11 protein-coding genes and 1 tRNA gene are annotated in these 15,732 nt (G+C 63.8%); all 12 read left to right on the top strand.

The window, feature by feature from the left end; genetic code table 11:
* The first annotated feature begins 224 nt into the window (after positions 1–224).
* The 12 genes from P24_RS18450 (at position 225) to fusA (ending at position 15,661) form a co-directional block, all read left to right on the top strand.
* Positions 225–300 (top strand) — tRNA-Trp (locus P24_RS18450).
* 95 nt (positions 301–395) lie between these two features.
* Positions 396–593: a preprotein translocase subunit SecE gene (gene secE / locus P24_RS18445; protein WP_008946269.1), complete on the top strand. Its 198-nt coding sequence runs from the start codon at positions 396–398 to the stop codon at positions 591–593.
* A 5-nt stretch (positions 594–598) separates the two neighbouring features.
* The gene (nusG, locus tag P24_RS18440) at positions 599–1,129 is read left to right on the top strand and encodes a transcription termination/antitermination protein NusG (protein WP_008946268.1); all 531 of its coding nucleotides are present in this window, start codon (positions 599–601) and stop codon (positions 1,127–1,129) included.
* Positions 1,130–1,224: 95 nt separating this feature from the next.
* Positions 1,225–1,653, top strand: a complete 429-nt coding sequence (gene rplK / locus P24_RS18435) for a 50S ribosomal protein L11 (RefSeq protein ID WP_008946267.1) — start codon at positions 1,225–1,227, stop codon at positions 1,651–1,653.
* Between the two features lie 4 nt (positions 1,654–1,657).
* Positions 1,658–2,353 (top strand): 50S ribosomal protein L1, encoded by a 696-nt coding sequence (gene rplA, locus P24_RS18430; RefSeq protein ID WP_008946266.1) that lies wholly within the window; start codon positions 1,658–1,660, stop codon positions 2,351–2,353.
* Between the two features lie 272 nt (positions 2,354–2,625).
* A complete protein-coding gene (rplJ, locus tag P24_RS18425; RefSeq protein WP_008946265.1) occupies positions 2,626–3,135 on the top strand; it encodes a 50S ribosomal protein L10 in 510 nt (169 codons plus the stop codon).
* A 60-nt stretch (positions 3,136–3,195) separates the two neighbouring features.
* Positions 3,196–3,579 (top strand): 50S ribosomal protein L7/L12, encoded by a 384-nt coding sequence (gene rplL / locus P24_RS18420; protein WP_008946264.1) that lies wholly within the window; start codon positions 3,196–3,198, stop codon positions 3,577–3,579.
* 299 nt (positions 3,580–3,878) lie between these two features.
* Entirely contained in the window at positions 3,879–8,069 is a 4,191-nt protein-coding gene (gene rpoB / locus P24_RS18415; RefSeq protein ID WP_008946263.1) for a DNA-directed RNA polymerase subunit beta, read from the top strand.
* A 48-nt stretch (positions 8,070–8,117) separates the two neighbouring features.
* Positions 8,118–12,290 (top strand): DNA-directed RNA polymerase subunit beta', encoded by a 4,173-nt coding sequence (gene rpoC / locus P24_RS18410; protein WP_008946262.1) that lies wholly within the window; start codon positions 8,118–8,120, stop codon positions 12,288–12,290.
* A 410-nt stretch (positions 12,291–12,700) separates the two neighbouring features.
* On the top strand, positions 12,701–13,072 hold the full coding sequence (gene rpsL / locus P24_RS18405; RefSeq protein WP_008946261.1) for a 30S ribosomal protein S12: 372 nt from the start codon (positions 12,701–12,703) through the stop codon (positions 13,070–13,072).
* A gap of 12 nt (positions 13,073–13,084) precedes the next feature.
* Positions 13,085–13,555 carry a 30S ribosomal protein S7 gene (gene rpsG, locus P24_RS18400; RefSeq protein WP_008946260.1) on the top strand — a complete coding sequence of 157 codons (471 nt, stop codon included), beginning with the start codon at positions 13,085–13,087 and terminating at the stop codon, positions 13,553–13,555.
* 27 nt (positions 13,556–13,582) lie between these two features.
* The gene (gene fusA, locus P24_RS18395; protein ID WP_008946259.1) at positions 13,583–15,661 is read left to right on the top strand and encodes an elongation factor G; all 2,079 of its coding nucleotides are present in this window, start codon (positions 13,583–13,585) and stop codon (positions 15,659–15,661) included.
* Positions 15,662–15,732: the final 71 nt, after the last annotated feature.

Here is a 15,732-nt window from a genome sequence, read left to right as displayed (position 1 = left end):
CGGCGCCGGCGTCGTCGCCAAAGTCGTCGAGTAAGACGGAGCCCGGGCGTCAAACCTTTCGCAAACCTCCCGTAAATTCAGGGAGTTGCAGGAAGTGTTTGACGCGCGTGCCGGTTCGGATCAATATTTGCGCCCTTTGACATAGGGCGACGACAGGTTCCGAACCGGTGCTACTGGGCTTCCGGCCCGGTCTTTGCCGTCCCGAACGGGATGGCGATGTGCCTAGGAGTGTAGCTCAATTGGTAGAGCACCGGTCTCCAAAACCGGGGGTTGGGGGTTCGAGCCCCTCCACTCCTGCCAGCATTCTGGCGGGTCATCGTTCTGATCGGAGTCGGTGCGCCGGGCACGTGTGGCTGCGGCGTAGTTTGTTTTTACGTTAACGAGAGCGGTTCTGCATGGCGAAGACCTCTCCCGCGCAATTCGTGCGGCAGGTGCGTCAGGAAATGGCCAAGGTCACCTGGCCGACCCGGAAGGAAACGGCAGTCACGACGGTCACCGTACTGGTGATGGTGTTCGTGGCGGCGATTTTCTTTTTCCTGGTCGATCAGGTGCTGGCCTTTGGCGTGCGACAGATTCTCGGGTTGGGGGGCTGACCATCGTGGCCAAGCAGTGGTACGTCGTGCACGCCTATTCCGGCTTTGAGAAGAAGGTGGCGCAGTCGATCAAGGAGCAGGCCGTCCGCAAGGGGCTGGACCATCTGATCGGCGATGTGCTGGTTCCGACCGAGGAAGTGGTCGAGATGCGCCGTGGCCAGAAGGTAAGCGCGGAACGCAAGTTCCTGCCCGGCTACCTGCTGGTGAACATGGACCTGACCGACGAGACCTGGCACCTGGTGCGCAACACGCCGAAGGTTTCCGGCTTCCTGGGTGGTCGCGGCAAGCCGATGCCGATCAGCGAGGCTGAAGCCAACCGTATCCTGCGCCAGGTCGAGGAGGGTGTGGAGCGTCCGCGTCCCTCGATCACCTTCGAGGTGGGCGAGCAGGTGCGGGTGTCCGACGGTCCCTTCACCTCCTTCAACGGCTATGTTGAAGAGGTGGACGAGGAGCGCGCGCGCCTCAAGGTCGCGGTGTCGATCTTCGGGCGCTCGACGCCGGTCGATCTGGAATACGGCCAGGTCGAGAAAGTTTGACGGGTTTTCCGCTTCGCGCTTCGGCGCGGGGCGTTTTCGCGCGTGGGAGGGCCGCCATGCCCGCACCACGCTCCTTCCTTCAAGGAGGTTAGACAGTGGCAAAGAAGATCGTCGGCTATATCAAGCTGGAAATTCCGGCTGGTAAAGCCAATCCCTCGCCGCCCGTGGGTCCGGCCCTCGGCCAGCGCGGTCTGAACATCATGGAATTCTGCAAGGCCTTCAACGCGGCCACGCAGAGCGTGGATCCGGGCACCCCGACGCCGGTGGTGATCACGGCCTATGCCGACCGTACCTTCAGCTTCGTCACCAAGACGCCGCCGGCCAGCTTCTTCATCAAGCAGGCCGCCAAGCTGCAGAAGGGCTCCTCGACTCCGGGCAAGGGCACCGTCGGGTCGGTCTCCATGGACCAGCTGCGCGAGATCGCTGAAAAGAAGATGCCGGATCTGAACGCGAACGACGTCGATGCGGCTTGCCGCATGCTAGTCGGTTCGGCGCGCTCCATGGGCATCCAGGTGACGGAGTAAGACGATGGCGAAGCAGGCAAAGCGTATGGCTGCGGCCTATGAGGGCGTCGATCGCCTGAAGGCCTATGACGCCGCCGAGGCGTTGAAGCTGATCAAGGGCGCCAGCAGCGCGAAGTTCGACGAGACCGTCGAGGTCGCGATGAATCTGGGCGTCGATCCGCGTCATGCCGACCAGATGGTCCGTGGCATGATCTCGCTGCCGAACGGTACCGGCAAGAGCGTGCGGGTCGCGGTGTTCGCCAAGGGCGACAAGGCTGAAGAGGCCCGTGCCGCCGGCGCCGACATCGTCGGTGACGACGATCTGGCCGAGAAGGTCCAGGCCGGTGAGATGAATTTCGACCGCGTGATCGCCACGCCGGACATGATGGTGGTGGTTGGCAAGCTCGGCCGCGTGCTGGGTCCGCGCGGCCTGATGCCGAACCCGAAGCTGGGCACGGTCACGCCGAATGTCGGCGAGGCGGTGAAGGCAGCGAAGGGTGGCCAGGTGGAGTTCCGTGTCGAGAAGGCGGGCATCATCCATGCCGGCATCGGCAAGGTCAGCTTCTCCGAGGAGGCGCTGCTGGAGAACCTGAAGGCTTTCGTCGGCGCGGTCAGCCGGGCGAAGCCGGCGGGCGCCAAGGGCACCTACATCAAGAAGATCTCGCTCAGCTCCACCATGGGGCCGGGCCTGAAGCTGGATGTGGCCACCGTCTCGGCGTAAGCCGGCGGTATAAAGCGTTTCCGTCCGGCTTCGGCCGGGCGGTAAAGGCGGCGGGCTCGCCCGCTGCCGACCTGTCCGAGACTGCAGGCGCCGACCGGGCAACCGGGAGGCTTAATCAGATCCTGCATAGATGGGGGGAGAGACCGTTTTCGAACGGCTTGAACTTCAGGACAGACAAGCCGGGTCCGGCTTTGTCCGGACCTTGAGTGAACCATCCGCCAACACCCGTTCCTTCGGGGACGTGTCGCGGCGGATCAGAGCGGAGACGACCGTTGAACCGTACCGAAAAGGAAGTGCTGGTCGGCGAGTTGAACCGTACCTTGAGCGAAACCGCCATCGTCGTGGTGACCCGTCAGTCGGGCCTCACCGTCGCCGAAGTGTCGGACCTTCGCGCCAAGATGCGGAAGGCCGGCGCGCGCTACAAGGTCACGAAGAACCGGTTGGCACGTCTCGCCCTGAAGGGCACGCAATTTGAGCAGCTCGATGCGCTGTTCACCGGCCCGACGGCTATCAGCACGTCGGCAGACCCGGTGGCAGTGGCGAAGGTGGCTGTCGATTTCGCCAAGGCGAACGACAAGCTGACCATCGTGGGCGGCGCGTTCGGGAACCAGATGCTCGATGTCGATGGCATCAAGAATCTGGCCACCCTGCCGTCGCTGGACGAGCTGCGCGGCAAGATCGTCGGCCTGCTGCAGGCCCCGGCGACCAAGCTGGCTGGCGTCGTCCAGGCGCCCGCGGCTCAGCTTGCCCGCGTGCTCAACGCCAAGGCCCAACAGGGTTAAGACGGTGCAAACCGTCCTTTCTACAACGATTACTGAAGTTCAAGCTTAGGAGAGTATGAAATGGCCGATCTGAACAAGCTGGCTGAAGACCTGTCCAGCCTGACCGTCATCGAGGCTGCCGAGCTGGCCAAGATGCTGGAAGAGAAGTGGGGCGTCTCCGCCGCGGCGCCGGTCGCCGTGGCTGCGGTCGCCGGTGGCGCCGCTGGTGGCGCTGCTGAGGCTGCTGAAGAGAAGACCGACTTCGACGTCATCCTCGCCAGCGCGGGTGACAAGAAGATCAACGTGATCAAGGAAGTCCGTGCGATCACCGGTCTGGGCCTCAAGGAAGCCAAGGACCTCGTCGAGGGCGCGCCGAAGACCGTCAAGGAAGGCGCGAACAAGGAAGAGGCCGACAAGATCAAGAAGCAGCTCGAAGAGGCTGGTGCCACTGTCGAGATCAAGTAAATTGCCGACTCTGTCGGTTGTTTCGGTCGTCCGGCGGCGGGGTCTTCCCGCCGCCGGCACGGCTGTTTTTGCGTTTTCGGCGGCATAGGCCGTTTTCCTGGGGGCCACCTAACAGGGGCTTCCCGACAGGGCATCAGGAAAACGGCGTGTGTCGTCAGCCGGACTAAGGGATTTCCCGCCGGTCCGGCGGACGAGGCAGATAGGGACGTCATGCTGCACGCCGTGCGGCGGGCGTCGCGGCGAAGACCGGCAGGTCCGGTTCTCGCTTGGTTGCAACCATTTCGCTCAGAGGGGCAACAATGGCTCTTTCCTTTACCGGTCGTAAGCGAATCCGTAAATCCTTCGGCCGTATCCCGGAAGTGGCGCCCATGCCCAACCTCATCGAGGTGCAGAAGGCGTCCTACGATGCCTTCCTGCAGATGGACGCGAAGCCGGAGACGCGCCCCACCGCGGGCTTGCAGGAAGTGTTCAAGTCGGTTTTCCCGATCAAGGACTTCTCCGAGCGTTCGATGCTCGAATTCGTGAAGTACGAGTTCGAGGAGCCGAAGTACGACACCGACGAATGCCAGCAGCGCGGCATCACCTATGCCGCCCCGCTGAAGGTCACGCTGCGCCTGGTCGTGTGGGACATTGACGAGGACACCGGCTCCAAGTCGATCCGCGACATCAAGGAGCAGGACGTGTACATGGGCGATATGCCGCTCATGACCGCGAATGGTACCTTCATCGTGAATGGTACCGAGCGCGTGATCGTCTCGCAGATGCATCGCTCGCCGGGCGTGTTCTTCGACCATGACAAGGGCAAGACCCACTCTTCGGGCAAGTACCTGTTCGCCGCGCGCGTCATCCCCTATCGCGGCTCCTGGCTGGACTTCGAGTTCGACGCCAAGGACCTCGTCTATGTGCGTATCGACCGCCGCCGCAAGCTGCCCGCCACCACCCTGCTGTTCGCCCTGATCGGCAAGGAAGGCGAGGAGTATGTGAAGCAGTGCGAGGCCGAAGGCGTCGAGGTTGACCGCAGCCGCGTCACCGGCATGAGCAAGGAGGAGGTTCTCTCCGCCTTCTACAACACCATCACCTATAGCCAGGCCGGCAAGGGCTGGAAGACCGCCTTCCGTCCCGAGGCGATGCGCGGCGTGAAGCTGATCGACGACCTGATCGACGCCGCCACCGGCAAGGTGATGGCCGAGGCCGGCACCAAGATGACCCCGCGCCTGGGCCGCAAGCTGCAGGAAGAGGGCCTGGACGAGGTGTTCGTCACCGCCGAGGCGATGGTCGGCCGGTTCGTTGCCGCCGACCTCATCAACGAGGAGACCGGCGAGGTCTATATCGAGGCGGGCGACGAACTGACGGCGGACCTGATCGGCGGCCTGGTCGAGGCCAACATCACCGAGATTCCGGTGTTGGACATCGACCATGTGACGGTCGGCGCTTACATGCGCAACACGCTGGCGGCCGACAAGAACAACACCCGCGAGGACGCGCTGATCGACATCTACCGCGTCATGCGCCCGGGCGAGCCGCCGACGCTGGAAACCGCCGAGGCGCTGTTCCACGGCCTGTTCTTCGATTCCGAGCGCTATGATCTGTCGGCGGTCGGCCGGGTGAAGATGAATGCCCGCCTGGACCAGAAGACCGACGACCAGCTGCGCGTGCTGCGCAAGGAAGACATCCTCGCCATCCTGAAGACTCTGGTCGAGCTGAAGGACGGCCGCGGTGAGATCGACGATATCGATCATCTGGGCAACCGCCGCGTGCGCTCGGTCGGCGAGCTGATGGAGAATCAGTACCGCATCGGCCTGCTGCGCATGGAGCGCGCGATCCGCGAGCGCATGAGCTCGGTCGAGATCGACACCGTGATGCCGCATGACCTGATCAACGCCAAGCCGGCGGCGGCGGCGGTGCGCGAGTTCTTCGGCTCCTCGCAGCTCTCGCAGTTCATGGACCAGACCAACCCGCTGTCGGAGATCACCCACAAGCGCCGCCTGTCGGCGCTTGGGCCGGGCGGTCTGACGCGTGAGCGTGCCGGCTTCGAGGTGCGCGACGTGCACCCGACGCATTACGGCCGTATCTGCCCGATCGAGACGCCGGAAGGCCCGAATATCGGTCTCATCAACAGCCTGGCGACCTATGCCCGGGTAAACCAGTACGGCTTCATTGAGGCGCCCTATCGCAAGGTGAAGGACGGCGTCGTCACCGACGAGGTCGTCTATATGTCGGCGATGGAGGAGGGCAAGTACACGGTTGCCCAGGCCAATGCCGAGCTGGACGAGAATGGCCGCTTCGTGTCCGACCTCGTGTCGGTGCGCCGGGCCAGCGATTTCACGCTGGGCCGCCCGGAAGACATCGACCTGATGGACGTGTCGCCGAAGCAGCTGGTCTCGGTCGCGGCCGCGCTGATCCCGTTCCTGGAGAATGACGACGCGAACCGCGCGCTGATGGGCTCCAACATGCAGCGTCAGGCGGTGCCGTTGCTGCGTGCCGAGGCGCCGCTGGTCGGCACCGGCATGGAAGGCACCGTGGCGCGCGATTCGGGTGTTGCCATCGGTGCGCGCCGCGCCGGCATCGTCGATCAGGTGGACGCCACCCGCATCGTGATCCGGGCGACCGAGGAGACCTCGGCCGCGGCGTCGGGTGTCGATATCTACAACCTGCTGAAGTTCCAGCGTTCCAACCAGAACACCTGCATCACCCAGCGGCCGCTGGTCAGCAAGGGCGATGTGGTGAAGAAGGGCGACATCATCGCCGACGGTCCCTCGACCGAACTGGGTGAGCTGGCGCTGGGCCGCAATGTGCTCGTCGCCTTCATGCCCTGGAACGGCTACAACTTCGAGGACTCGATCCTGATCTCGGAGCGTATCGCCCGCGATGACGTCTTCACCTCGATCCATATCGAGGAATTCGAGGTCATGGCCCGCGACACCAAGCTGGGCCAGGAGGAAATCAGCCGCGATATTCCGAACGTTGGTGAGGAAGCGCTGAAGAACCTCGACGAGGCGGGCATCGTCTATATCGGTGCCGAGGTGAATGCCGGCGACATTCTGGTGGGCAAGGTGACGCCGAAGGGCGAATCGCCGATGACCCCGGAAGAGAAGCTGCTGCGCGCGATCTTCGGCGAAAAGGCCTCCGACGTGCGCGACACCTCGCTGCGCGTGCCGCCGGGCGTGACCGGTACCGTCGTCGAGGTGCGGGTGTTCTCGCGCCGCGGCGTGGACAAGGACGAGCGTGCGCTGGCCATCGAGAGGGCCGAGATCGAGCATCTGGCGAAGGACCGCGACGCCGAGCGCGCGATCCTGGAGCGCAGCTTCAACACCCGCCTGAAGGAAATGCTGCTGGGCAAGAAGGCCAGCGGCGGTCCGAAGGGGCTGAAGTCCGGCACCGTGCTGAGCGATGAGGTGCTGGCCGGCTACACGCCGGGCCAGTGGCGCCAGATCACCGTCGATGATGCGGCCATCATGGACGATGTCGAGGCGATGAAGACCCAGTTCGACGAGGCGGTCGGCGTCCTGCAGGCGCGCTTCGAGAACAAGGTCGAAAAGCTGCAGCGCGGCGACGAGCTGCCGCCGGGCGTGATGAAGATGGTCAAGGTCTTCATCGCGGTGAAGCGCAAGCTGCAGCCGGGCGACAAGATGGCCGGCCGTCACGGCAACAAGGGTGTCGTGTCGCGCATCATGCCGATCGAGGACATGCCGTATGACGAGAACGGCACCCCGGTCGATCTGGTGCTGAACCCGCTAGGCGTGCCGTCGCGCATGAATGTCGGGCAGATTCTGGAAACCCATCTGGGCTGGGCCTCGAACGGCATCGGCCGGCAGATCGGGCAGATGGTGGAAGACTACCGCGCTGCCGCCCGTGCCAATGGCGACACCAAGAAGCAAGCGGTTGCAATCCGCGAGAAGCTTGCCGACATCTACAATAAGGAAGAGTACGCCGCGATCGCCGAACTCGACGACGATCAGGTGCTGGAGATGGCCGGCAATCTGCGCAACGGCGTGCCCGTTGCCACGCCGGTCTTCGACGGTGCCCGCGAGGACGACATCGTGGCCATGCTGGAGCGTGCCGGTCTCGACCGGTCGGGCCAGGTGGTGCTGTATGACGGCCGTACCGGCGAGGCGTTCGACCGCAAGGTGACCGTCGGCTTCATCTACATGCTGAAGCTGCATCATCTGGTGGACGACAAGATCCACGCCCGTTCCATCGGCCCGTACAGCCTGGTCACCCAGCAGCCGCTGGGCGGCAAGGCGCAGTTCGGCGGCCAGCGCTTCGGCGAAATGGAGGTCTGGGCGCTGGAAGCCTACGGTGCCGCCTACACGCTGCAGGAGATGCTGACCGTGAAGTCGGACGACGTGGCCGGCCGTACCAAGGTCTATGAAGCGATCGTCAAGGGCGACGACAATTTCGAGGCGGGCATCCCGGAATCCTTCAACGTGCTGGTGAAGGAACTGAAGAGCCTGGGTCTCAACGTCGAACTGCAGCAGCAGCGCGCCTAAGGCGCCTGCTGCCCCTATTTTCACCGCACCCACCGGGGAGAGCGTGGCATGAACGAGCTCATGAAGATTTTCGGCCAGGACACCGGCCCGCAGAGCTTTGACGAAATCCGTATCTCGATCGCCAGCCCGGAGCAGATCCGCTCCTGGTCCTTCGGCGAGATCAAGAAGCCGGAGACGATCAACTACCGTACCTTCAAGCCGGAGCGCGACGGCCTGTTCTGCGCCCGCATCTTCGGCCCGGTGAAGGATTACGAATGCTTGTGCGGCAAGTACAAGCGCATGAAGTACAAGGGCATCACCTGCGAGAAGTGCGGCGTCGAGGTCACCCTGTCGCGGGTCCGGCGCGAGCGCATGGGCCATATCGAGCTGGCCTCGCCGGTCGCCCATATCTGGTTCCTGAAGTCGCTGCCCAGCCGCATCGGCCTGATGATGGACATGACGCTCAAGGATCTTGAGCGCGTGCTGTATTTCGAGAATTACGTCGTCATCGAGCCGGGCCTGACCCCGCTGAAGCTGCACCAGCTGCTGAGCGAGGAAGAGTTCTTCAAGTACCAGGACGAGTTCGGCGAGGAGGCCTTCGAGGCCGCCATCGGCGCCGAGGCGATCAAGGCGATCCTGTCCAAGATCGACCTCGAGGAAGAGCGCACCCGCATGCGCGTCGAGCTGAAGGAGACCACCTCCGAGGCGAAGCGCAAGAAGCTGGTGAAGCGGCTGAAGCTGGTCGATGCCTTCCTGGCGTCGGACACCCGCCCCGACTACATGATCATGGACGTCATCCCGGTCATCCCGCCAGAGCTGCGCCCGCTGGTCCCGCTGGATGGCGGCCGCTTCGCGACGTCGGACCTGAACGACCTGTACCGCCGCGTCATCAACCGTAACAACCGCCTGAAGCGTCTGATCGAGCTGCGCGCGCCGGATATCATCGTGCGCAACGAGAAGCGCATGCTGCAGGAGGCGGTTGACGCGCTGTTCGACAATGGCCGCCGCGGCCGTGTCATCACCGGCACCAACAAGCGCCCGCTGAAGTCGCTCAGCGACATGCTGAAGGGCAAGCAGGGCCGCTTCCGCCAGAACCTGCTCGGCAAGCGCGTCGATTACTCTGGCCGTTCGGTCATCGTGGTCGGCCCGGAGCTGAAGCTGCATCAGTGCGGCCTGCCGAAGAAGATGGCGCTGGAGCTGTTCAAGCCCTTCATCTACTCGAAGCTGGAGCTGTACGGCCTGGCCTCGACGCTGAAGGCTGCCAAGCGCATGGTCGAGAAGGAGCGTCCGGAAGTCTGGGACATCCTGGAAGAGGTGATCCGCGAGCATCCGGTGCTGCTGAACCGTGCGCCGACACTTCACCGCCTCGGCATCCAGGCCTTCGAGCCGGTGCTGATCGAGGGCAAGGCGATCCAGCTGCACCCGCTGGTCTGTACCGCCTTCAACGCCGACTTCGACGGCGACCAGATGGCGGTTCATGTGCCGCTGTCGCTGGAGGCGCAGCTTGAGGCGCGCGTGCTGATGATGAGCACGAACAACATCCTCTCGCCGGCCAACGGCAAGCCGATCATCGTGCCCAGCCAGGACATCATCCTGGGTCTGTACTACATCACGCTGGAACGTGCCGGCGTGAAGGGCGAGGGCATGGTGTTCTCGAACATCGGCGAGATCGAGCATGCGCTGGCCACCGGTTCGGTGAGCCTGCAGGCCAAGATCAAGGCACGCCTGGAGACGGTCGATGCCGAGGGCACGCCGGTCACCAAGCTGGTCGAGACCACGCCGGGCCGCATGCTGCTGGCGCAGATCCTGCCGAAGCACAAGAACGTGCCGTTCGAGCTGGTCAACCGCCTGCTGACCAAGAAGGAAATCTCCAACGTCATCGACATCGTCTACCGCCATTGCGGTCAGAAGGAGACGGTGATCTTCGCCGACCGGCTGATGGCTCTGGGCTTCGGCCAGGCCTGCCGTGCCGGCATCTCCTTCGGCAAGGACGACCTGATCATCCCCGAGGCGAAGCAGAAGCTGATCGAGGAAGCCCAGGACAAGGTCAAGGAGTTCGAGCAGCAGTACATGGACGGCCTGATCACCCAGGGCGAGAAGTACAACAAGGTGATCGACGTCTGGTCGGGCTGCACCGACAAGGTGGCCGACGAGATGATGAAGAAGATGTCCACCGCCGCGGCGGATGGCTATGTCAACTCGGTCTGGATGATGGCGCACTCCGGTGCCCGTGGCTCCGCCGCGCAGATCAAGCAGCTGGCCGGCATGCGCGGCCTGATGGCCAAGCCGTCGGGCGAGATCATCGAGACGCCGATCATCTCGAACTTCAAGGAAGGCCTGACCGTGCTGGAGTACTTCAACTCCACCCACGGCGCCCGTAAGGGTCTGGCCGATACCGCGCTGAAGACGGCGAACTCCGGTTACCTGACCCGCCGCCTGGTTGACGTTGCGCAGGACTGCATCGTCATCGAGGAGGATTGCGGCACCGAGAACGGCATCACGCTGCGCGCGGTCGTCGATGGCGGCGAGGTTATCTCGCCGCTGGCCGAGCGTGTGCTGGGCCGCACGGCGCTGGAGGATATCGTCCACCCGCTGACCGGCGAGATGCTGGTGAAGCAGGGCGAGATCATCACCGAAGCCGAGGTCGATCTGATCGACCAGGCCGGCATTGACCAGGTTCGCATCCGCTCCCCGCTGACCTGCGAGACCCGCATCGGCATCTGTGGCAAGTGCTATGGCCGCGATCTGGCGCGTGGTACCGCGGTGAATATCGGCGAGGCTGTCGGCGTCATCGCCGCGCAGTCGATCGGCGAGCCGGGTACCCAGCTGACCATGCGTACCTTCCACATCGGCGGTGCCGCCCAGCGTGGTGCCGAGCAGTCGAGCGTGGAAGCGACCATCGACGGCACGGTGAAGATCGCCAACCGCAATGTGGTGGTGAACTCCGATGGTATCCCCGTGGTCATGGCCCGGAATACCGAGGTGGTGCTGTTCGACGAGCAGAACCGCGAGAAGGCCCGCCATCGCGTGCCGTACGGCGCCAAGCTGCTGGCCGATGAAGGGGCAACTGTCGCGCGCGGTCAGCGCCTGGCGGAGTGGGACCCCTATACGCTGCCGATCATCACCGAGAAGGAAGGCATCGCCAATTACGTCGACCTGATCGAGGGCCTCTCCATGCGTGAGGTCACCGACGAGGCGACGGGCATTTCCTCGAAGGTGGTGGTTGACTGGAAGCAGCAGCCGCGCGGCAACGACCTGAAGCCGCGCATCACCCTGCGCGACGACAAGGGCGAGGTGGTGCAGCTGGCCAATGGTCTGGAAGCCCGCTACTTCATGGCCGTGGACGCGATCCTGTCGGTCGAGAACGGCTCCCGGGTCCGCCCGGGCGACGTGCTGGCCCGCATCCCGCGCGAAAGCTCGAAGACCCGCGACATCACCGGCGGTCTGCCGCGTGTGGCGGAACTGTTCGAGGCGCGGCGTCCGAAGGATTTCGCCATCATCAGCGAGATCGACGGCCGGGTCGAGTTCGGCAAGGACTACAAGAACAAGCGCCGCATCATCGTGGCGCCGGCCGAGGAGGGCGAACAGCCCCGCGAGTACCTGATCCCGAAGGGCAAGCACATCTCCGTGCACGAGGGCGACTTCGTGCAGCGCGGCGATCTGCTGATGGACGGCAATCCGGTGCCGCACGACATCCTGTCGATCATGGGTGTGGAGGCGCTGGCCGCCTATCTCGTGAACGAGATCCAGGAGGTCTATCGACTGCAGGGCGTGAAGATCAACGACAAGCATATCGAGGTGATCTCGCGCCAGATGCTGCAGAAGGTCGAGGTGCAGGAGCCGGGCGACACCACGCTGCTGGTCGGCGAGCTGATCGACCGCAGCGAGTTCGAGGTGGAGAACGAGAAGGCGCTCGCCGAGGATGGCCGTCCGGCCGTGGCGACGCCGGTCCTGCAGGGCATCACCAAGGCCTCGCTGCAGACCAAGTCCTTCGTCTCCGCCGCCTCGTTCCAGGAGACCACCCGCGTGCTGACCGATGCCGCCGTGAACGGCAAGATCGACTCGCTGGATGGCCTGAAGGAAAACGTCATCGTCGGCCGACTGATCCCGGCCGGTACCGGTGCCTTCATGAACCGCATCCGCCGGATCGCCGCCGACCGCGACCGGGATGCCATGGGCAGCACCGCGACGGAGACTCCGCTGGTCCCCGCCGGGGATACGCCGGACGCCTCGGTCGCGTGATGATCAGGGCCGGTCGGGGTGACCTGACCGGCTAATGATCTGAAGCCGGGCCCCTCGGCAGAATACGAATCTTTCGTATTCACTGCCGGGAGGCCCGGTTTTGTTACCCGGCGGGCAATGCGCGATTCTTTTCGCGGTTTTGCTTGACGCTAGGGGGGCGCTTCAATAGTATCCGCCCACCTTAGCGGGGGCTGGCGGTAGGCTTCACGGTCTAAACGCAGTCCGCTCCGGTTCAAGGATACGGTGTCACGGTTCGTCCGGGCGTCAGTCCTAAGACCGGGTACGGAAGATATTTTGGTTCGACACAGTATCCAGAGCCACCGGCCGGAACCACGGTTCCGAAAGGTGACGTTTCGCCTTTTCGGCGATGGTTACGGTTTTTGTTAAAAAGGTCGCAGGGAAACGACTGTATGCCGACGATCAACCAGCTCATCCGCAAGCCGCGCGAGCAGCAGCTTGCGCGAAACAAAGTGCCGGCCCTCGAGGCCTGCCCGCAGAAGCGCGGCGTCTGCACGCGCGTCTATACGACCACTCCGAAGAAGCCGAACTCGGCGCTTCGTAAGGTCGCGCGCGTGCGTCTCACCAACGGGTTTGAAGTGACCAGCTACATCCCGGGTGAAGGCCACAATCTGCAGGAACATTCCGTGGTGATGATCCGCGGCGGCCGTGTGAAGGACCTTCCCGGCGTTCGCTATCACATCATCCGCGGCACGCTGGATACCCAGGGTGTGAAGGATCGTCGTCAGCGCCGTTCGAAGTACGGCGCGAAGCGGCCGAAGTAAGGAGCCTCGTCAATGTCACGTCGTCATAGCGCAGAGAAGCGTGAGGTTCTGCCCGATCCCCGGTACGGCGATCAGGTGCTGACGAAGTTTATGAACAGCCTGATGTACGACGGCAAGAAGTCGGCCGCCGAGAAGATCATCTACGGCGCGTTCGAGCGTATCGAGAAGCGCAGCGGTCAGGATCCGCTGAAGGTCTTCCACGAGGCGCTGGACAATGTGAAGCCGGCCCTTGAGGTGCGTTCCCGCCGTGTCGGTGGCGCCACCTATCAGGTGCCGGTCGAAGTCCGCTACGACCGCGCCCAGGCGCTGGCGATCCGCTGGCTCATCGACAGCTCGCGCAAGCGTTCGGAGACGACCATGACTGACCGTCTGTCGTCTGAGCTGATGGATGCCGCCGGCAATCGCGGCGGTGCCGTGAAGAAGCGTGAAGACACCCACCGCATGGCGGAGGCGAACCGCGCCTTCTCCCATTACCGCTGGTAAGAAGACGGATCGGACCGGAGCCACACTATGCCCAGGACCACACCCCTCGAGCGTTATCGCAACATCGGCATCATGGCGCACATTGATGCCGGCAAGACGACGACGACCGAGCGCGTTCTCTACTACACCGGCCGTTCCCACAAGATCGGCGAAGTCCATGATGGCGCTGCCACGATGGACTGGATGGAGCAGGAGCAGGAGCGCGGCATCACCATCACCTCGGCGGCGACCACCTGCCAGTGGCGCGACCACCGCATCAACATCATCGACACGCCGGGCCACGTCGACTTCACCATTGAGGTCGAGCGTTCGCTGCGTGTGCTGGACGGTGCGGTTGCCGTGTTCGACGGTGTTGCCGGTGTGGAGCCGCAGTCCGAGACGGTGTGGCGTCAGGCCGACAAGTACAAGGTTCCGCGCATCTGCTTCGTGAACAAGATGGACCGCACGGGTGCGGACTTCTATCGCTGCGTGGACATGATCGTTGACCGCCTCGGCGCGAAGCCGATGGTGCTGCAGCTGCCGATCGGTTCCGAGGCTGACTTCGTCGGCGTCGTTGACCTGGTCGAGATGCGCGCCATCCGCTGGAAGGACGAGTCGCTGGGTGCTGAGTTCGTCTATGAGGCGATCCCGGCTGACCTGCAGGACAAGGCGGCCGAATACCGCATGGCTCTGCTGGAGGCCGCCGTCGAGATGGACGATGCGGCGATGGAAGCCTATCTCGAAGGCACCGAGCCGGACGTCGATACGCTGAAGAAGTGCATCCGCAAGGGTGGCATCACCGGCAAGTTCGTACCGGTGCTGTGCGGCACCGCCTTCAAGAACAAGGGCGTGCAGCCGTTGCTGGACGCGGTTGTTGACTTCCTGCCGGCGCCGACCGACGTCGAGAACGTCCGTGGCGTGGATGTCGAGGACTCGGAGAAGGAAATCATCCGCAAGACCAGCGACAGCGAGCCGTTCTCGGCGCTGGCCTTCAAGATCATGACCGACCCGTTCGTCGGCTCGCTGACCTTCGTGCGCGTCTATTCCGGCATCCTGGAGACCGGCACCTCGGTGCTGAACTCTGTGAAGGGTGACAGGGAGCGCGTCGGCCGCATGCTGCTGATGCATGCCAATAGCCGTGAAGACGTGAAGGAAGCCCGTGCGGGCGACATCGTCGCGATTGCCGCACTGAAGGGCACCACCACGGGCGACACTCTCTGCGATCCGCTGAAGCCGGTCATCCTGGAGCGTATGGAATTCCCCGAGCCGGTCATCGAGGTCGCGGTTGAGCCGAAGACCAAGGGTGACCAGGAAAAGATGGGCCTGGCGCTGAACCGTCTGGCGCAGGAGGATCCGTCCTTCCGCGTGTCGACCGACAATGAGAGCGGCCAGACCGTGATCAAGGGCATGGGCGAACTTCATCTGGAGATCATCGTCGACCGCATGCGCCGCGAGTTCAAGGTCGAGGCCAATGTCGGCGCGCCGCAGGTGGCCTACCGCGAGACCATCAGCAAGGTGGCCGAGGTCGACTACACCCACAAGAAGCAGTCGGGTGGTTCGGGCCAGTTCGCGAAGATCAGCCTGCGCTTCGAGCCGCAGGAGCCGGGCGCCGGCTTCGTGTTCGAGAACGCCATCGTTGGCGGCTCGGTGCCGAAGGAATATGTGCCGGGCGTCGAAAAGGGCCTGAATTCGTCCCGCGACTCCGGCATCATCGCCGGCTTCCCGGTGATCGACTTCAAGGTGACGCTGGTCGATGGCGCCTACCATGACGTTGACTCCAGCGTGCTGGCCTTCGAAATCGCCGCCCGTGCCGCCTTCAAGGAAGGCGTCGCCAAGGCCGGTCCGAAGCTGCTTGAGCCGATCATGCGGGTCGAGGTGGTGACGCCGGAAGACTATATGGGCGACATCATCGGCGATCTGAACAGCCGCCGTGGCCAGGTGACCGGCATGGATCAGCGCGGCAATGCCCGCGTCGTCAATGCCATGGTGCCGCTGGCCAACATGTTCGGCTATGTGAACAACCTGCGCTCCATGAGCCAGGGCCGGGCGCAGTACACCATGTTCTTCGATCACTACGAGGCAGTGCCGCAGGCAGTTGCCGACGAAGTGAAGGCGAAGATGGCGTAAGCCGCCGTTAACCAGACAGATACGCGAATAAAAGCGCTTTACGGAGACCACCACGATGGCTAAAGCGAAGT

It is taken from the genome of Oceanibaculum indicum P24, from assembly GCF_000299935.1.
GTDB classification, from domain to species: Bacteria; Pseudomonadota; Alphaproteobacteria; order Oceanibaculales; family Oceanibaculaceae; genus Oceanibaculum; species Oceanibaculum indicum.
This window is presented reverse-complemented; position numbering and strand designations above follow the sequence as displayed.